General features: G+C 64.9%; 14 protein-coding genes and 2 rRNA genes. 1 reads left to right on the forward strand and 15 read right to left on the reverse strand.

Features of this window, described 5'->3' with window-relative positions; translation table 11 throughout:
* Positions 1–86: 86 nt before the first annotated feature.
* The 4 genes from KXZ72_RS06000 to KXZ72_RS06025 all read right to left on the reverse strand — a co-directional run bounded on the left by KXZ72_RS06000 (position 87) and on the right by KXZ72_RS06025 (position 3,611).
* The gene (locus KXZ72_RS06000) at positions 87–473 is read right to left on the reverse strand and encodes a hypothetical protein (RefSeq protein ID WP_226082967.1); all 387 of its coding nucleotides are present in this window, start codon (positions 471–473) and stop codon (positions 87–89) included.
* Positions 474–575: 102 nt separating this feature from the next.
* The gene (locus KXZ72_RS06005; RefSeq protein WP_226083558.1) at positions 576–782 is read right to left on the reverse strand and encodes a hypothetical protein; all 207 of its coding nucleotides are present in this window, start codon (positions 780–782) and stop codon (positions 576–578) included.
* A gap of 1,504 nt (positions 783–2,286) precedes the next feature.
* Positions 2,287–2,493 carry a hypothetical protein gene (locus tag KXZ72_RS06020; protein WP_226082968.1) on the reverse strand — a complete coding sequence of 69 codons (207 nt, stop codon included), beginning with the start codon at positions 2,491–2,493 and terminating at the stop codon, positions 2,287–2,289.
* Between the two features lie 83 nt (positions 2,494–2,576).
* Positions 2,577–3,611 carry an NAD(P)-dependent alcohol dehydrogenase gene (locus tag KXZ72_RS06025; protein WP_226083452.1) on the reverse strand — a complete coding sequence of 345 codons (1,035 nt, stop codon included), beginning with the start codon at positions 3,609–3,611 and terminating at the stop codon, positions 2,577–2,579.
* A 149-nt stretch (positions 3,612–3,760) separates the two neighbouring features.
* On the opposite strand from KXZ72_RS06025, the gene KXZ72_RS06030 reads away from it, so the two are divergent.
* The gene (locus KXZ72_RS06030; protein ID WP_226082970.1) at positions 3,761–4,003 is read left to right on the forward strand and encodes a hypothetical protein; all 243 of its coding nucleotides are present in this window, start codon (positions 3,761–3,763) and stop codon (positions 4,001–4,003) included.
* A 12-nt stretch (positions 4,004–4,015) separates the two neighbouring features.
* Here KXZ72_RS06030 and xerD read toward each other — a convergent pair whose 3' ends face one another.
* From xerD to KXZ72_RS06085, 11 genes are all read right to left on the reverse strand, one after another.
* On the reverse strand, positions 4,016–4,954 hold the full coding sequence (gene xerD, locus KXZ72_RS06035) for a site-specific tyrosine recombinase XerD (RefSeq protein WP_404823682.1): 939 nt from the start codon (positions 4,952–4,954) through the stop codon (positions 4,016–4,018).
* Between the two features lie 21 nt (positions 4,955–4,975).
* Complete coding sequence (locus KXZ72_RS06040; RefSeq protein ID WP_226082971.1) at positions 4,976–5,605, reverse strand: NUDIX domain-containing protein; 630 nt, start codon at positions 5,603–5,605, stop codon at positions 4,976–4,978.
* Positions 5,605–7,326 carry a CTP synthase gene (locus KXZ72_RS06045; RefSeq protein WP_226083456.1) on the reverse strand — a complete coding sequence of 574 codons (1,722 nt, stop codon included), beginning with the start codon at positions 7,324–7,326 and terminating at the stop codon, positions 5,605–5,607. Before KXZ72_RS06045 ends, KXZ72_RS06040 begins: the two co-directional genes overlap by 1 nt.
* Positions 7,327–7,358: 32 nt before the next feature.
* Complete coding sequence (recN, locus tag KXZ72_RS06050; RefSeq protein ID WP_226082973.1) at positions 7,359–9,074, reverse strand: DNA repair protein RecN; 1,716 nt, start codon at positions 9,072–9,074, stop codon at positions 7,359–7,361.
* Complete coding sequence (locus KXZ72_RS06055; RefSeq protein WP_226082975.1) at positions 9,071–9,982, reverse strand: NAD kinase; 912 nt, start codon at positions 9,980–9,982, stop codon at positions 9,071–9,073. The genes recN and KXZ72_RS06055 overlap by 4 nt, the downstream gene beginning before the upstream one ends.
* Entirely contained in the window at positions 9,979–10,818 is an 840-nt protein-coding gene (locus KXZ72_RS06060; RefSeq protein WP_226082977.1) for a TlyA family RNA methyltransferase, read from the reverse strand. The genes KXZ72_RS06055 and KXZ72_RS06060 overlap by 4 nt, the downstream gene beginning before the upstream one ends.
* Positions 10,815–11,087, reverse strand: coding sequence for a hypothetical protein (locus KXZ72_RS06065; protein WP_226082978.1), 273 nt, complete (start codon positions 11,085–11,087; stop codon positions 10,815–10,817). Before KXZ72_RS06065 ends, KXZ72_RS06060 begins: the two co-directional genes overlap by 4 nt.
* 123 nt (positions 11,088–11,210) lie before the next feature.
* The gene (locus KXZ72_RS06070; protein WP_226082979.1) at positions 11,211–12,239 is read right to left on the reverse strand and encodes an HAD-IIA family hydrolase; all 1,029 of its coding nucleotides are present in this window, start codon (positions 12,237–12,239) and stop codon (positions 11,211–11,213) included.
* Positions 12,187–14,379, reverse strand: coding sequence for a hypothetical protein (locus KXZ72_RS06075; protein ID WP_226082980.1), 2,193 nt, complete (start codon positions 14,377–14,379; stop codon positions 12,187–12,189). Before KXZ72_RS06075 ends, KXZ72_RS06070 begins: the two co-directional genes overlap by 53 nt.
* A gap of 93 nt (positions 14,380–14,472) precedes the next feature.
* Positions 14,473–14,589, reverse strand: a 5S ribosomal RNA gene (rrf, locus tag KXZ72_RS06080).
* A 160-nt stretch (positions 14,590–14,749) separates the two neighbouring features.
* A 23S ribosomal RNA gene (locus KXZ72_RS06085) occupies positions 14,750–17,871 on the reverse strand.
* Positions 17,872–18,156 lie beyond the last annotated feature (285 nt).

An 18,156-nucleotide genomic window follows, 5' to 3' on the forward strand; every position in this document is an offset into this window, starting at 1 on the left:
ATTCCTGCGCTTGCCACCTTGATTCTAGCGGCGGCATCACCAATCGCCCAGAGGGCACGCGGGTGGGCTCCGTCGCGCGGGAGCGGCTAAAAGACCAGATAGAGCGCCACGGAGCTGAGGACAATTCCCCAGATCGCGACCGCGCGCCCCCGGCGCAGAACCCGCGCCCGGGTGAGGCCGGTGATCGACAGCGCCAGGCCCACGGCTGCGGGGGCGATGGACGGAATAATCGAGGGTAAAACCTGCGGCGCGGCGGGAAGCAAAAGCGCAATACCACCCAGCACCAGGCCGGTCACGGCGAGCGTATTGCCGGCACCGGCGGTGGGCGCGGCCGGTGCGGGTGCCGCGGGCGGATAGCCTCCCGCGGGCGCGGCGGGGTGGCCGGGGGCCGGGTGCGCGGGATGCCCGGCGGCGGACTCGCAGCCGCAGCGGTGCTGGTCTTCGGGAGTCCCGTGGGGATATGGGGTGCTCATGGGGCCGATCCTGTCACGGTTCGCCCCGGGCATCGGCGCCGCGGCGCAAAAGGGGCGGCCAGGTTTCGGGTCCGCGCACGTGCCCGCGGGGCCGCGCGGCCGCTACCCGATCCAGATAAATTTGAGGACGATCGAGACGATTCCGATCACTAGGCCAAAAAGTGCAAAGCTCAAAAAGAGGGCGTTAAGCCCCCGCCGGGACAGCGAGATGATCGCGAGGATCACCGAGCACACCGCCACAATAAGCCCAAAAATATTGAGGAATTGCAGGGAGAATAACGCGCCCGAGGCCGCGGCTCCCGCAAACATATAGCCGGATTCCGCGAGCGTATACGGCCAAAATCCCCGACGCTCCCGGTTTCGGAGTGGTTTTACCCAGGTGAAGGGCTCACCGGGGCGGCGGGCGGGGGTCGCCGGCGACGGATAGTGTCCGGTTGCGCCGGTCCCGCCGGGAGGGAACGGGTACTGGCCCCCAGAATATGGCCCCGCGGCCGGTTGTGCGGCCAGCGGATAGCCCGGAATCATCGGTCCACCCGCGTGCGCCCCCGGGTGGGGAGGGGCCGCGGGCGGAGGGGAATTATGGGGGTACCCCGGAGCGGGCTGACCCGGAACGGGCTGACCCGGAACGGGCTGACCCGGAACGGGCTGACCCGGAACGGGCTGACCCGGAACGGGCTGACCCGGAACGGGCTGACCCGGAACGGGCTGACCCGGATAGGCGGGGGCCGCGGGGGCTGGCATCATCGCCGGGCCGCCGCTTCCCGGCCCGCCCCAATACGGTTGCGGGGCACTCGCGTGCAGACCGGGCGGGACCGCCCCGCCCGGCTGCCCCGGGTAGGGCTGAGACATTCCCGGTTGCATCCCGGGAGAAACCATCCCACCCGACTGCCCCGGGTAGGGCTGAGACATTCCCGGTTGCATCCCGGGAGAAACCATCCCACCCGACTGCCCCGGGTAGGGCTGAGACATTCCCGGTTGCGCCCCGGGAGAAACCATCCCGCCCGACTGGCCCGGATAGTGCTGCGATGCGCTCGGCTGCGCCCCGGGAAGAACCATCCCGCCCGGCTGGCCCGGCTGACCCGCAATGGGTTGCCCGGGATAGGGCTGCGCCATACCCGGCTGCCCGCCGGGAGGGAGCGTCCCGGCCGGCTGCCCCGGAGAAGGCTGCCCAAGAGAGGGACGCTCGTGCTGGGGCTGCCCCGGAACGGGTTGCCCCGGGTAGTGCTGCGATGCGCTCGGCTGCCCGGCAACAGGCTGCCCAGCATAGGGTTGCCCGGGTGCGGGCTGCCCCGGATACCCCGGGGCCCACGGAGCGGGCATCATCCCCGGGCCTCCGCTGCCCGGCTGCCCCGCACTAAACGGCGCGGTTAACGGCCGCGGAACGCCCGTCTGCGGGGCCGCGGCCCGGTCGGGGTGACCCGGGGATCCCCCCTGCGGATGCCACGCACCGGGGTGTGCCGGGGCCGGCACAGTCCGAGGCAACGGGTTCCCCGGTTGTGGCGACCCACCGGCGGCCTCCGCCCGGGGCCCTAACCGGTTGGGGTCCTCGTATCCTGCGGCGGCGGCGTCCTCGGCGGAAAATTCGGTCGTCATCTGCCCAGGCTAATAATCCGCTTCGCGGCGCCGAAGCCTGCGGCAGAATACTGTCCGTTACTGCACCATCGCGGGGGTGAGCCCGCCCCTCGGCGAGGCCCGGGAGGTTGCACTCGGGGCATACCCTCCCGGTAACGGCTACTCTCTTTGGCACCGGGTCGCCCCGATGTCCCGGCAATACCCTCCGCGGGGAATCACCGCGAAAAAACCGGGCCCGTGTTCAGGAGCCGATGCCGTCCCCACCCGTGCGCACGTCCACGCGGGGCAGCGTGACCAGTTCCACACAGAGTTCGGGCAGCACGGTGGGCGCGGCTCCCAGACGGGGGTCCAGGCCGTGTTCGCGGATCACGCGCTCGAAGGCATCCAGCAGCGAGCGGGCCCGATTGAACTGGGGCGGGGTCAGGGTGGTGGGGGTGTCTTGGGTCACGATGCTGCCTTCTCCTCGGGGTGCACGATGCCCGGATGATGTCACACGCAGGTGGGAATCATCCGGGCATCGAGGTGGTGATATTACGGAACGACGACGGCGCGGCCGGTGATCTTTCCATCGTGCAGGCGCGCATAGGCCTCGGGCGCATCGGCGATATCAAATCGCTCCACGCTCACGCTGACCTGGCCGGAGCGGGCCAGCGCCAGCACCTCCATCAGCTCGCTGCGGCTGCCCCAATAGGGTGCACGCACGCTCACGCCATAGGGCGTGGAACCAAAACCGGTGGGCAGGGTGCCACCACCGATACCCACGGCCTCGATTGCGCCGTCCACGCGCACGGAGGCGCGGGCAATCTCCAGGGTGGGCTTGGCACCCACAAAATCGAAGACCACATCGGCGCCGATACCGTTGGTGAGTTCGCGGATCTTGGCCGGGGCCTCGGAGTTCGAGAGCAGGGCCTGCTGGGCACCCACGGTGCGGGCGTGCTCAAGCTTATCCTCGGCCACATCCAGCGCGATCACGGTCGCGGAGGTCAGGGCGCGCAGCAGCTGAATGGCCACGTGGCCCAGCCCGCCGGTACCAATCACCACGGCGGTGGAACCCGCGGGGAGCTTATCGATCACGTTTTTCACCGCGTGATACGGGGTCAGCCCGGCATCGGTCAGCGAGACAAACTCCACGGGGTCCAGGCCCAGCAGCGGGACAAGGTGGCGGGGGTTATCGATGATGACATATTCGGCCATTCCGCCGGGCGAGCCGAGTCCGGGCGGGTGGATGCCGAGGCGTCCGGCATTCGGGCAATAGTTTTCGCGGCCCCGGGCACACTCGCTACACGCGCCACAGCCCCAGGGGCCGTAAACGGCCACGTCATCGCCCACGGCAAATTCGCTCACGCCATCGCCGAGTTTATCCACGATGCCCGCAACCTCGTGGCCGAGGGTGAGCGGCAGGGGGAAGGTGACGTGTTCGGCGGGGAGTCCCATCACAAACCAGTCCGAGTGGCACAGTCCCGCGGCGGTGACCCTAAGCCGCACCTGGCCGGGGCCGGGCTCGGGCTTCTCGATCTCGCGTACCTCGGGCGCCTGGCCTACCGTGACGTATTGAACGGCCTTCATCATCTGCTGTCTCCATTCTGAGGAACGAACATTGTCTCTCCCCTCCCACGGTACGCCTGCACCTGCGCAAAGGCTACGCGCTGGCGCACTCTGTTCCGTGTTCCGCCGATTCTTTTCTCGCAAGGAGCGGGCGGCCCCTGCCAAAAGGATTGACCCTCCCGAGGTTTGCGCCCCTCGGTCCCGAGGCCGATCCCGCGCCCGCCGCGGAAGGCCGCCCGGGGAAGCCCTCCCCCGCCGCGAATCCGCGGCTCTCCGCGGAGGCGGCGCTGCCCCAGATCATCCGCGTCCCGAACCGGATCGGTCGGATCCCCCCGGAGGTCCCGGGCCCGGGCACGCGGGCGCTCGCCGAGTGGGCCGCCACCCTTCCCGGCCCCGCGCCGGAGGAAGCATAAGCGCGCCGAGGCTCAGCGTGCGCGCGGATGCGCCTCGCTATAGATCTCCCGCAGCGATTCCGCCGTGACCCGCGTATAAATCTGGGTGGTGGCCACCGAGGAGTGGCCCAGCAGCTCCTGCACCACACGCACATCGGCCCCACCCTGCATCAGATGGGTAGCGAAGGAGTGCCGCAGGGTATGCGGCGAGACCTCCTCGCCGAGGCCCGCCCGCTCGGCCGCGCGGCGAATGATCAACCACGCGTTCTGCCGGGATACCCGCGCGCCGCGCGCACCCAAAAACAGGGCGGGTGTGGCCGCCCCCCGTCCAGAAAACAGCGGCCGTGCGCGCACCAGATAGGCATCCAGCGCGCGCCGGGCATAGGAGCCCACGGGCACAATACGCTCCCGGTTTCCCTTACCCAGCAGGCGCACGATATCGCCGTCCACCACGTCATCCACGTTCAGGTCCACGGCCTCGCTCACGCGGGCACCGGTGGCATAAAGCAGTTCCAGGAGTGCCCGGTCGCGCAGCGATTGCGGGTCATCCCCGGAACAGGCCTCCAGGAGCGCCTCAACCTGGTCGATGCGCAGCGCCTTGGGTAGCCGCGAGGGCAGCTTGGGCGGCCGGATCTCGCGGGCCACATCGCGCTCGACCCCGCCCTCCTCCAGGAGGAACCGATGCCAGCCGCGCACCGAGGACAGCAGGCGCGCCGAGCTGGCCGCCGAAAGTGGCCTCTCCCGGGTGGCGGCGGCATCGCGGCCAAATTCCGTGATCATGCCGGTGGCCACCTCGGTCACCTCGCGCACGTCATGCTCCACCAGCCAGTCCAGATAGCGGTTCAGATCACGTTTATAGGCCGCGAGGGTATTAGTGGACAGCCCGCGCTCAATCGCTAGATGGCGCAGATAGCGGTCCAGCTGGCGGGCCATGCCCTCGGCCGCGCGATGCCGCTCGCTCCCGGCGGCCATCCCCTCGCTGCTCACGGCAGGCTAGGACCCGGCGTGGTATCCGGGGTGCGTGGTCCACGGCTCCCGCGGATCGCCGAGCGTGGCCCAGCCGGCGCGGCGCGCGGCATCGGCCGCGAGCACACCGGCCACCAGCACACCGTTACGAATGCGGCGCTCCAGCACCGCGGTCACGGCATCGTCGAGGTCGATCCACATTTTTTCGATATCGGCCTCCTCGTCCTCGCGGGCGAATGCGGGAAGCTCGCGCAGCCCCCGCGCCAGATAGATGCGGATGGCCTCGCTGCTGCCGCCGGGGCTCGTAAAAATCTCGCTCAGCAGATGCCAGGTGCTGGCCTCAAGATCGGCCTCCTCGGCGAGCTCGCGGCGCGCGCCCACCACGGGGTCCTCGCCCGCGATATCCAGCAGCCCGGCCGGGATCTCCCAGTCGAGCATACGCACCGGATGCCGATACTGCCGGATGAGCAGCACACGCTCCCGCTCATCCAGCACCAGCACCGCGACGGCGCCGGTATGGTCCATATATTCGCGATGAATAATCGAGCCGTTATAGTCGATCGCATCGCGGCGAATGTCCCAGACCGCACCCTCAAATACCCGCTCGCTTTGGGTCACGGGCGGGGTTGAGGGTACGTCCCGGGGCAGTTCGCTCATTATTCGGCCGTGGCGCTCTCGGTGCCGTTGGTGAACAGCTTCGCGGCGTTATGACGCTCGAGGGCGGCGGCGATCAGGCCACGGAACAGCGGGTGGGCGCGGTTCGGGCGCGAACGCAGCTCGGGGTGGGCCTGGGTGGCGATGTAATAGGGGTGCTCCTCGCGGGGCAGCTCCACAAATTCCACCAGTTCGCCATCGGGGCTGGTGCCGGAGAAGACCAGGCCGGCCTCGGCGATCTGCTCGCGATAGCGGTTATTTACCTCGTAGCGGTGGCGGTGACGCTCGGTGATCTCGGTGGAACCGTAGACCTCCGCCGCGAGCGAACCCTCGGCCAGCGTGGCCGCATATTCGCCCAGGCGCATCGTGCCACCCAGGTCGCCGCCCGCGATGATGTCTACCTGCTCGGCCATCGTGGCGATCACGGGGAACGCCGTGTTCTCGTCAAATTCGGTCGAGCTGGCACCGGCCAGGCCCGCCTTATTCCGGGCAAACTCGATCACCATGGTCTGCAGGCCGAGGCACAGGCCCAGCGTGGGGATCTTATTTTCGCGCGCAAATTTCAGGGCGCCCAGCTTGCCCTCGATGCCGCGGATGCCAAAGCCTCCGGGGACACAGATGCCGTCGAGGTGCTCCAGGGCCTTGGCCGCACCCTCGGGGGTTTCGCAGTCATCCGAGGGGATCCAGTGCAGCTGAACCTTGGCCTGATTGGCGAAGCCACCGGCGCGCAGCGCCTCGGTCACGGACAGATAGGCATCGGGCAGGTCGATGTACTTGCCCACCAGGCCGATGTTGAGGTGGTGCTTGGGCTCGTGTACCGATTCCAGGAGCGAGTCCCAGCCGGATTCTCCCGACCAGTCCACCTCGCCCGCGGTCAGGCCCAGCTGGTCGATGATATAGCTGTCGAGGCCCTGGTTATTGAGCATCGTGGGGATATCGTAGATGGACGGCACGTCAACGGTGTTGATCACGCCCTCCTCCTCCACATCACACATCAGCGCAATCTTGCGCTTATTGGCCTCGGTCACGGGCCGATCCGAGCGCAGCACGAGGGCATCGGGCTGGATACCGATCGAGCGCAGCGTGGCCACGGAGTGCTGGGTGGGCTTGGTCTTCTGCTCACCCGAGGCGGCCATAAACGGCACCAGCGAGACGTGCACAAAAAAGACGTTGCGGCGGCCGAGTTCGTGGCGCAGCTGACGCGCGGCCTCGATAAACGGCTGAGACTCGATATCGCCCACGGTGCCGCCCACCTCGGTGATGATCACATCGGGGCGCGGGATCTCCGTGGACTGCAGGCGCATGCGGCGCTTGATCTCATCGGTGATATGCGGGATGACCTGCACGGTATCGCCGAGGTACTCGCCGCGACGCTCCTTGGCGATCACGGTGGAGTAGATCTGGCCGGTCGTGACGTTGGCGGCCTGCGACAGGTTGATGTCGAGGAAGCGCTCGTAGTGGCCGATGTCGAGGTCGGTCTCGGCGCCGTCATCGGTCACAAAGACCTCGCCGTGCTGGAACGGGTTCATCGTTCCGGGATCGACGTTCAGGTAGGGGTCAAGCTTCTGCATGACCACGTGGAGACCGCGTGCGGTCAAAAGGTTACCGAGGCTCGCGGCTGTGAGCCCCTTGCCCAATGAAGAAACGACACCACCGGTCACAAAAATGTGCTTGGTTGTGTCGTTATTCTGCTGGTTCTGTGCTCTGTGCGAGGCCGCGTTCATATTGTTCACCACGGGCTTTGATCCTATCAGCATTATTCGGAGGAGGCGAGCTGTAAAAGTTCCCCGGCATGGGCCAGGGCGTTATCGGAGTCGGCGAGGCCCGAGAGCAGGCGTGCCATCTCGGCGAGGCGTTCCTCCCCGCGGAGCTGACGCACGCTGGAGGCGGTCACGGAGCCGTCATCGGCCTTAACCACCGCAAGATGGTTATTGGCAAATGCGGCGACCTGCGCGAGGTGGGTCACCACGATCACCTGGGCGCTCGCGGCCAGCTTGGCCAGGCGGCGGCCAATTTCGATTGCGGCGGCACCACCCACGCCGGCATCCACCTCGTCAAAAACAAACGTGGGCAGCGGATCGTTACTCGCGATGACCACCTCGAGTGCCAGCATCACGCGGGAGAGCTCGCCGCCCGAGGCACCCTTGGCAAGCGGGCGCGGCTCGGCACCATTATGCGGCGCGAGCAGGAACGTGACCTGATCGCGGCCGTGGGCGGTGAAATCATCCAGTTCCCCGAGCTCCACGCTCACCCGGGCCTGGGCCATGGCGAGGGCCGTGAGCTCCTCGGAGATGGCCCGGGAGATCTTATCCCCCGCGGCGCGGCGCACGGCCGTGAGCTTGGCCGCGGCGGCCTGCACGGCCGCGTATTCGGTATCCACGCGCGCGCCAAGCTCGGCGATGCGATCCTCATCGGAATCGAGTTCCAGGAGGCGGGAGGACCCAACCTCGCGCAGCTCCAAAACCTCGGCATAGCCGGGGCCGTGTTTACGCACGAGGGCGGAGAGAATGGCGCGGCGCTCCTGGATCTGCTCCAGTTCGTGTGCGCCGTCGGTATCCAGCGCCGCCAGATAGCTGGAGAGATCCCCCACCACCTCGGCCACCTGATAGCCGAGGCCGGTGAGCTGTTCCACGATCGGGGCCAGCGAGGCGTCAAACGCCACCGCCCGCTCCAACTGGCGGCGCGCGTGATCAAGCAGGGCCGAGACATCGGTCTCGCCGGGCTCGCTGCCGAGTTCCTCGCTGGAGAGCGCCTCGCGGGCACTCGCGGCGGCCAGGCGCAGGTCTTCCACATTGGTGAGGCGCTCGGCGAGGATGGTGAGTTCCTCCTCCTCGCCGGGCTGCGGGTCCACGCGCTCGATTTCGTCCAGGGCGAGGCGCAGGCGCTCGGCCTCGGCCTCGCGGCGATCGCGCTGATCCACCAGCATCGCGAGGGTCTCGCGGGTTTCCCGCCAGAGGTCAAAGGCGGCGGTATAGGTGGCGAGGGCGCGGCGCAGCTTTTCGCCCGCAAAGCGGTCGAGGGCCTCGCGCTGGGCGGTGGTGGAGCGCAGCCGCATCTGATCGGATTGCCCGTGGACAACCACCAGTTTTTCGCCGAGTTCCGCGAGCACGCCGATCGGCGCGGCGCGGCCACCCACCTGCGCGCGGCTGCGACCCTCGGCGGATACGGAACGGCCGAGGGTCAGCTCGGCACGCCCATCGTCGAGTTCGTCCAGGAGCCCCCCGGCATCGCGCACCCGCTCGATGATGGGACCCTCATTGGCGATCAGCCAGCGGCCGTCCACGGTGGCCTGGCTCGCGCCGCGGCGCACGGCGGCGGGATCGGCGCGGCCGCCCAGCAGCAGCCCCAGGGCGGTGACCACCATGGTTTTACCCGCGCCGGTCTCGCCGGTGATCGCGGTGAAGCCGGGGCCCAGCGGGAGCGAGGCCTGGGCAATCACCCCGAGGTCGCGGATATCGATGCTCTCGATCATTTTCCGGTGCCCCTCCAGCCGGTGACCGGCAATTGGAATTTTTGGACAAGTCGATCGGTGAACGGGCCCTGGTGCAGGCGCGCGAGGCGCACGGGCACCGAGGAGCGGCGCACCACCACGCGCGATCCGCGCGCGAGCTCATGCGTGCGGCGGCCATCGCACCACAGCACTCCGGTGCCCACGTTGCGCTCGAGCAGGTCGATCGCGATCGAGGAGGACGGGCCCACCACGATGGGGCGGGCAAAGAGGGCGTGCGCGCTCAGCGGCACCACCATGATCGCCTCGACGGTGGGCCAGATGACCGGCCCGCCCGCGGAGAAGCCATAGGCGGTGGAGCCGGTGGGGGTGGATACCACCACACCATCGCAGCCGAAGGAGGACAGCGGGCGGGTATCTACCTCAAGCAGAACCTCAAGCATGCGTTCGCGGCTGGCCTTTTCCACGGTGGCCTCGTTGAGCGCCCAGGTCTCGTATACCACCTCGCCCGCGAGCTGCACGCTCACCGAGAGGGTCAGGCGTTCCTCCACCTCATAGTGGCCGTCGATCGCGCGCCGCACGGCCTCGTCGAGGTCATCGCGCTCGCTCTCGGCGAGGAAACCCACATGGCCGAGGTTTATGCCGAGCATCGGGGCGGAGAAGCCGCGCACGAGCTCCGCGGCGCGCAGGATGGTGCCGTCGCCGCCCAGCACGATAACAATTTCGAGCTGATCGGCGGTGACATCCTCGTCGAGCAGGGCCACGTCGCCGAGGTCCACCCCGTATTCGAGGATCTCATCGCGTTCCTCGCGCTGCAATACCGGGATGGCTCCGCCGAGACGCAGCTGCCGGATCACGTGCAGGGCGGCATCAATCGAGTCTTCTCTTCCGGTGTGTGAGACCACCAGGATCGCGCGCGATACGTCACTCATGCCGTGGTTTTCCCCTCCGCGGCGAGCCTGGCCACCGTCTCCATCCATTCTGTCGGGTTTCCGCTGCCCGTGGTGGTATCCGCGTCATGAATTTCCCGCGCGCGGAACCACACCAGGTATTCGAGGTTGCCGGCACCCCCGGTAATCGGGGAGGGCAGCAGGCCCGCGGTGGCCAGCCCCAGGTCCCAGGCATGCCAGAGCACGCCGTTGATCGCATCGGCGCGCAGATCGGCCTTGCGCACGATGCCCTCCTTAATGCCCGTGCGGCCCACCTCAAACTGCGGCTTAATCAGCAGAATAAAATCGGCATCGGGCAGCGCGGCCTCGCGCAGGGGGCGCAGGACCAGCTTCAGCGAGATGAAGGAGAGATCACCCACGACCAGCGAGGGTGCCTCATCGGTGGCGCTCATATGGCGCAGGTGCTGGCCCTGCAGGTCACGCACGTTCAGCCCCTCGATCACGCGCACGCCCGGGTCCTGGCGCACCACATCGGCAAGCTGATCGTGCCCCACGTCCACGGCCACAACCTCGCGGGCGCCGCGCTCGCGCAGCACCTGGGTGAACCCGCCCGTGGAGGCTCCGGCATCTAGTGCCACGCGGTTTTGGGGATCCACGGGGAATCCATCAAGTGCGCTCACGAGCTTATGCGCGGCGCGGCTCACGTAGTGGGAGTCGCCGTCGATCGTGAGGACGTGGGAGTCGTTCACCTTCATCGAGGGCTTAAGCGTGGTGGCGCCGTTCACCCGCACGCGGGCCTCCGCGATCAGGGTGGCCGCGGCGGAGCGCGAGCGGGCGAGCCCGCGTTCGGCCAGGGCGGCGTCGAGTCGGAGTGTCATCGGTAGTCCTCGGGTGTTGGGGTGGGAAGTGTGCGGGTGGCATCGTTGATGCGGGACGCGGGATATTCCTCGCGGTCGGAGGAGTCCAGGAGGGTGCCGAGCCGCTCGTGCAGGGCGTTATAGCCGGCGGCGCGCTCGGCCAGGGGCGCGGCCTCGATGAGCCCGAGGGCGGTCGTGAGGTCGGGTTCTGGCGAAGGCGCGAAGGGCGCGCGGGGCGCCGGGCCCGGGGTGGTACCGTCCGCGGCGCGGGGGTCTGGAATATCGCTCACGTTCCCAGGGTATCGTGCGCCGCCGACGCCGCCCACCGGGGGCGGGTTTCCCGGCCCCTTAACCGCCGCCGCCCCCGGGGTCGGTCCGCATGCGGACCGGCCCCGGGGGCGGGAGGGATACTGCTAGCTGTAGATTTCCTCGGGAACCTCGAAGCCCCAGACGGCGCGCCCGGAGTTCCAGACCACGGCGCATGCGGCGCGCAGCAGATTCAATTTATCTCCGCCATCGTTATCCACCACGAGGTCGTTGCCGCGGATGGAGACCTGTGCCTTACCCACCTTCGCGGTCTGGCCGTCGCGGGTGAACGTGGTCTCGGGATAGGGCAGGTGCAGCTCGCGCAGATCGCCGAGGATATACGTGGGCTGCGAGCCCTTATCGGCCGCCAGAACGTGCTTGGGGCGGTCGATACCGGTGAGCACCAGTGCCGAGGCAATCCCGGCCCGGTTGGCGCCGAGGATATCGGTGTCCAGGCGGTCGCCGACCATAAGCGGGTTCTCCACGCCGAAGCGCTTCTTGGCCTCCACAAAGATCGGCACCTCGGGCTTGCCGGCCACGGTCGCGAGCCGGCCCACGGCCGTGTGTACGGCCGAGACCAGGGTCCCGTTGCCCGGGGCGATGCCGCGGCCCTGCGGGATGGTCCAGTCGGTATTGGTCGCAATCCAGGGCAGCTCCACGCCGTCCTCGCGCGGGGCGAGGGCATAGGCAGCCTCGGCCAGGTGGATCCAGCCCACGTCCGGCGCAAATCCCTGGAGGACCGCGGCGGGGTTATCATCCGCGGAGCGGGTCACCACATAGCCGGCCTTTTCCAGCTCGGAGACCAGTCCGTCGCCGCCGATCACCAGGATCTTCGCGCCGGGCTGCACATAATCGCCGAGCAGGCCAACGGCCGCCTGCGGGCTGGTGACCACATCGCTCGGGGCCACGGTCAGGCCCAGCTCGCTCAGGTGGTTGGCCACGGTCACATCGGTGCGAGAGGCGTTATTGGTGATATAGCCCACGCGCATGGTCTCGGCCGCGAGGTTCAGCGATTCGATCGCGTGCTCGATCGGGCCGGGACCGGCATAGACCACACCGTCGAGGTCCGCGAGGACCGCGTCCCTACCGCTCAGCGGGCTCGTCATGCGAGTCTTCCTCTGCGGAAACAGCGCCATCGTGAACGTCCTCCTGCGTTGAAGTGGCGGATTCCTCCGCCGCGTTTTCCGGGTCCGCGGTCGCGGCCGGTTCGTTTTCCTCGGGTGCGGGTTCTTCCGCGGGCACGGAGAGCTCGGTGGCGGCGACACTCGCGAGTACGTCCGCGGTCTCCACCTCCGCGGCGCTCGGGGCGTCCGCGGTAGCCTCCGGGGCGGTTGCGGTGCCGTCCTCCGCGTCGGTGTCCTCCTCGTGCTCGGCGAGCGAGCGCTCCCCGGCGGCCGCGGCCTTGGCCTGTGCCTCCTCCTCGGCCTCGAGGCTGTAGTCCTCGTAGATGCTGAAGATTTCGATGGTCTCCGCGGCGGCGAGTCCAAGCCGCTCGGCGATGGCCTCATCGGCCACCGCTGCGCGCTTACGCCACTGCGCGGATTCCTCCTCGCGGCCCAGGTCGCCCAGGACGTCCGCATAGGCGGTGAACAGGTCGCCGCTCCACTCGAAGGCCTTATTGGGGTTAAGCTCCGGGATCTGCAGTTCGGCGAGGGCCAGTTCGGTCTGCTCCTGGTCGAGGCGGGCACCGGACATTGCGATGGCCAGCGCCACGCGGGAGGGCGTGGACAGCGTGGAGGCATCCACGCTGCGGCCCAGTTCCAGCGCCCGCTCGGGGCGTCCCACGGCGCGCTCGCTGTCCACCATCAGCGGAAGCTGCTCATTGGAGCCGGTGATCCGGCGGAACGTGCGCAGTTCGCGCAGCGCGAGGTTATAGTCGCCCGTGGCATAGGCGGTGACCGCGAGGGTCTCCCGCACCACGCCGATGCGGCCCGCGCGGCGCGCGGCCGAGGTGGCGTGCTGATGAGCCAGCTCGGGGTCCTCATCGATCAGGCCGGCGGCCATCACCATATGACGCGCGACCCATTCGGCGTTTTCCTTGGTCAAGGTCTTAAGTTCGTTGCGGGCGATGCGGTCCAGGTCGGATTCTTTCACCGATTCGGGAATCTCCGGGTCCTCGTGGCGGGTGCGCACCGAGCGCAGCTCCATCGCGAGCCGTTCCTGATCGGTCAGCTCCTCAACCCACTTATTCACATCGCGGTGGGCATCGCGGTCGCCGCGTGCGGGCGCGCCCTCGCGGTTGGTCCACAGCTTCGCCTCGGGACGCTCACGACCGGCACCACCACGCGAGGCGTGCTGTCGGCGCTCACCACCCTCGCGGTTGCCCTGATATCCGCCGGAGGCGGGACGGCCACCGTCACGGTTACCCTGGTATCCACCTTCGCGGCGCTCGCCCTGCGGGCGGTCGGAGTTGCCGCGGAACGGCGGACGCGAACCACCATCACGGTTACCCTGATACCCACCGGAAGCGGGACGTCCACCATCACGGTTGCCCTGATATCCGCCGGAGGCGGGGCGGCCACCGTCACGATTGCCCTGGTATCCACCTTCGCGGCGCTCGCCCTGCGGGCGGTCGGAGTTGCCGCGGAACGGCGGACGCGAACCACCATCACGGTTGCCCTGATATCCGCCGGAGGCGGGACGGCCACCGTCACGGTTGCCCTGGTATCCACCCTCGCGGCGCTCGCCCTGCGGACGATCCGAGTTACCGCGGAACGGCGGACGCGAACCACCATCACGGTTACCCTGATAGCCACCGGAAGCGGGACGACCACCATCGCGGTTACCCTGATATCCGCCTTCGCGGTTACCCTGATAACCGCCCTCACGGCGCTCACCCTGCGGACGATCCGAGTTGCCCCGGAACGGCGGACGCGAACCACCATCACGGTTACCCTGATAGCCACCGGAAGCGGGACGACCACCATCGCGGTTACCCTGATAGCCACCGGAGGTGGGACGTCCACCATCACGGTTGCCCTGGTAACCGCCCTCGCGGCGTTCACCCTGCGGGCGGTCGGACTGCGGCGCGCGGCCACCGCCCTGATAGGAGCCCTGGCCTCCCTCACGAGGAGAGGAGCCGCGACCCGCGGAATCCCCCGCGGAGCGCTCCTTAAAGCGTGCGGCGCGTTCCTTGGAACGGGCATCGTCCTTGGCCTTGCGGGCGCGGTCGCCATAATCGCGCGAGCCCTCGGAGCTCGAGCGCGATTCGCTATACGGAGGCTTGCCGGAACCGCGCTCGGTGTTCTTATTCTTATCCGATTCGGGTTCTGACATAGGTGTTGCCTCCATATTGGTTTATAGCTTTATATAAATGATCTTAAACGAAAATGGCCACCCAAGCATTGGGTGGCCATTTTCTCAAAATAAGTCCGGCGGTGTCCTACTCTCCCACAGGGTCCCCCCTGCAGTACCATCGGCGCAAAGAGTCTTAGCTTCCGGGTTCGGAATGTAACCGGGCGTTTCCCTCTCGCTATGGCCGCCGAAACAAACATAGACATATCAATCACGAATCAAACAACACACCACACACCTAAATATGTGACTTGTTGTTTGGTTCTCGACCGTACATCGAGAACCACTCAGTGGACGCGGGCATCACTCTGGACCCCAGACACCAACCTTTAAAAACTGTGTCTGAGTAATGATTATCAAATTATCGGCTTATTAGTACCGGTCAGCTTCACGAGTCTGTAGTCCTCGCTTCCACATCCGGCCTATCAACCCAGTAGTCTACTGGGAGCCTCTCCCCCTAAGGGATGGAAATCTCATCTCGAGGCCGGCTTCCCGCTTAGATGCTTTCAGCGGTTATCCATCCCGAACGTAGCTAATCAGCGGTGCTCCTGGCGGAACAACTGACACACCAGAGGTTCGTCCAACCCGGTCCTCTCGTACTAGGGTCAGATCCTCTCAAATTTCCTGCGCGCGCAGCGGATAGGGACCGAACTGTCTCACGACGTTCTAAACCCAGCTCGCGTACCGCTTTAATGGGCGAACAGCCCAACCCTTGGGACCTACTCCAGCCCCAGGATGCGACGAGCCGACATCGAGGTGCCAAACCATGCCGTCGATATGGACTCTTGGGCAAGATCAGCCTGTTATCCCCGAGGTACCTTTTATCCGTTGAGCGACAGCGCTTCCACAAGCCACTGCCGGATCACTAGTCCCGACTTTCGTCCCTGCTCGACTTGTCAGTCTCACAGTCAAGCTCCCTTGTGCACTTACACTCGCCATCTGATTGCCAACCAGATTGAGGGAACCTTTGGGCGCCTCCGTTACTTTTTAGGAGGCAACCGCCCCAGTTAAACTACCCACCAGGCACTGTCCCTGAACCGGATCACGGTTCGAAGTTAGATATCCAATATGACCAGAGTGGTATTTCAACTTTCGACTCCACACACACTAGCGTGCATGCTTCAACGTCTCCCACCTATCCTACACAAGCCACACCGAACACCAATACCAAGCTGTAGTAAAGGTCACGGGGTCTTTCCGTCCTGCTGCGCGTAACGAGCATCTTTACTCGTAATGCAATTTCGCCGAGTTCACGGTTGAGACAGCTGGGAAGTCGTTACGCCATTCGTGCAGGTCGGAACTTACCCGACAAGGAATTTCGCTACCTTAGGATGGTTATAGTTACCACCGCCGTTTACTGGGGCTTAAATTCTCAGCTTCGCCTTACGGCTAACCGTTCCTCTTAACCTTCCAGCACCGGGCAGGCGTCAGTCCGTATACATCGTCTTGCGACTTAGCACGGACCTGTGTTTTTAGTAAACAGTCGCTTCCCACTGGTCTCTGCGGCCCAAACACGCTACCTGGAGTAAATCCATTGACATGCTAGGCCCCCCTTATCCCGAAGTTACGGGGGCATTTTGCCGAGTTCCTTAACCGTGATTATCTCGATCTCCTTAGTATTCTCTACCTGACCACCTGAGTTGGTTTGGGGTACGGGCAGCTAGAACCTCGCGTCGATGCTTTTCTTGGCAGCATAGGATCATCGGATCATACCCTTACGGGTTCCCCTTCAATTCTCAGCCTATATGGGAGACGGATTTGCCTATCTCCCGGCCTACAATCTTGGCCTAGGACAACCATCGCCTAGGACCGACTACCTTCCTGCGTCACACCTGTTAATACGCTAACCGCACCAGATCGGGTCGTGTGCGTTGCCATAAAGCTCCACCCCGAAGGGCTCGGTCATCATGGTTTCGAAACACTTAGCAGTACTGGATTAGCTTGGGCGGTTCTTCGCCGGTACGGGAATATCAACCCGTTGTCCATCGACTACGCCTGTCGGCCTCGCCTTAGGTCCCGACTTACCCAGGGCGGATTAGCCTGGCCCTGGAAACCTTGGTCTTTCGGAGGACGGGTTTCTCACCCGTCTTTCGCTACTCATGCCTGCATTCTCACTCGTGTAGCCTCCACGGCTGGTTTACACCGCCGCTTCGCTGGCCACACGACGCTCTCCTACCCATCAATACGGCTGGACCACGAAGGCCTACCAAAAATATTAATGCCACAACTTCGGTGGCGTGCTTGAGCCCCGTTAAATTGTCGGCGCGGAATCACTTGACCAGTGAGCTATTACGCACTCTTTCAAGGGTGGCTGCTTCTAAGCCAACCTCCTGGTTGTCTCTGCAACTCCACATCCTTTCCCACTTAGCACGCGCTTAGGGACCTTAGATGGTGGTCTGGGTTGTTTCCCTCTCGACAATGAAGCTTATCCCCCACTGTCTCACTGCTGCGCTCTCACTTACCGGCATTCGGAGTTTGGCTGACGTCAGTAACCTTGTAGGGCCCATCGGCCATCCAGTAGCTCTACCTCCGGCAAGAAACACGCAACGCTGCACCTAAATGCATTTCGGAGAGAACCAGCTATCACGAAGTTTGATTGGCCTTTCACCCCTATCCACAGCTCATCCCCTCAGTTTTCAACCTAAGTGGGTTCGGTCCTCCACGTGCTCTTACACACGCTTCAACCTGGCCATGGATAGATCACTTCGCTTCGGGTCTAGGACATGCGACTGAATCGCCCTATTCAGACTCGCTTTCGCTACGGCTTCCCCTCACGGGTTAACCTCGCCACATATCACTAACTCGCAGGCTCATTCTTCAAAAGGCACGCCGTCACCCCAACAAGGAGGCTCCGACGGTTTGTAAGCAAACGGTTTCAGGTACTATTTCACTCCCCTCCCGGGGTACTTTTCACCTTTCCCTCACGGTACTTGTCCGCTATCGGTCATCTGGGAGTATTTAGGCTTATCAGGTGGTCCTGACAGATTCACACGGGATTTCTCGGGCCCCGTGCTACTTGGGATACTCTCCACACGATTACGTCATTTCAACTACCGGGCTGGCACCGTCTCTGGCTGGCCTTTCAAGACCATTCGTCTATAACGCTCTCTAATGTTCGACCATCGGCAGATGATCCTGGAAAGTCCCACAACCCCGAACATGCAACTCCTGCCGGATATCACACATGCTCGGTTTAGCCTGATCCGCGTTCGCTCGCCACTACTGACGGAATCACTATTGTTTTCTCTTCCTGTGGGTACTGAGATGTTTCACTTCCCCACGTTCCCTCTACCCGCCCTATATATTCAGGCGGGAGTCACTACGTCATGTTGCCACGCGCAGCGGGGTTTCCCCATTCGGAAATCCTCGGCTCACAGCTTGTTTATCAGCTCCCCGAGGCTTATCGCAGATTACTACGTCCTTCTTCGGCTCCAGATGCCAAGGCATCCACCGTTTGCTCTTAAAAATTTGAAATCACATGAGTATAAAAATCGATCAAACCTAAAAGAAATCTCTTAGAAATTGACCAATGATCTATAAATAGATCATCTTATTATCAAAACAAAACCATAAAGGCTTTGAATTTTAAGATGCTCGCGTCCACTGTGTAGTTCTCAAAGTACGGGCGGTACTAAAACATCACGACAAAAAATGTCCCTCAGCTTTAGCCCAGAAGGCCGTCCGAAACAAAATTTCGGCCCGGTCCCTCAGGACCCAACAACGTGCACCTGCACACTCCATCCCATACAGCGTTCCCAT

The sequence above is a fragment of the Mycetocola spongiae genome, assembly GCF_020424085.1.
Taxonomy (GTDB): Bacteria; Actinomycetota; Actinomycetes; order Actinomycetales; family Microbacteriaceae; genus Mycetocola; species Mycetocola spongiae.

Coding starts and splice junctions, on each gene's coding strand:
- KXZ72_RS06000 (WP_226082967.1), bottom strand. CDS start 473: ATGAGCACCCCATATCCCCACGGGACTCCCGAAGACCAGCACCGCTGC.
- KXZ72_RS06005 (WP_226083558.1), bottom strand. CDS start 782: ATGTTTGCGGGAGCCGCGGCCTCGGGCGCGTTATTCTCCCTGCAATTC.
- KXZ72_RS06025 (WP_226083452.1), bottom strand. CDS start 3,611: ATGAAGGCCGTTCAATACGTCACGGTAGGCCAGGCGCCCGAGGTACGC.
- xerD (WP_404823682.1), bottom strand. CDS start 4,954: ATGGCCGCCGGGAGCGAGCGGCATCGCGCGGCCGAGGGCATGGCCCGC.
- KXZ72_RS06040 (WP_226082971.1), bottom strand. CDS start 5,605: ATGAGCGAACTGCCCCGGGACGTACCCTCAACCCCGCCCGTGACCCAA.
- KXZ72_RS06045 (WP_226083456.1), bottom strand. CDS start 7,326: ATGAACGCGGCCTCGCACAGAGCACAGAACCAGCAGAATAACGACACA.
- recN (WP_226082973.1), bottom strand. CDS start 9,074: ATGATCGAGAGCATCGATATCCGCGACCTCGGGGTGATTGCCCAGGCC.
- KXZ72_RS06055 (WP_226082975.1), bottom strand. CDS start 9,982: ATGAGTGACGTATCGCGCGCGATCCTGGTGGTCTCACACACCGGAAGA.
- KXZ72_RS06060 (WP_226082977.1), bottom strand. CDS start 10,818: ATGACACTCCGACTCGACGCCGCCCTGGCCGAACGCGGGCTCGCCCGC.
- KXZ72_RS06070 (WP_226082979.1), bottom strand. CDS start 12,239: ATGGCGCTGTTTCCGCAGAGGAAGACTCGCATGACGAGCCCGCTGAGC.
- KXZ72_RS06075 (WP_226082980.1), bottom strand. CDS start 14,379: ATGTCAGAACCCGAATCGGATAAGAATAAGAACACCGAGCGCGGTTCC.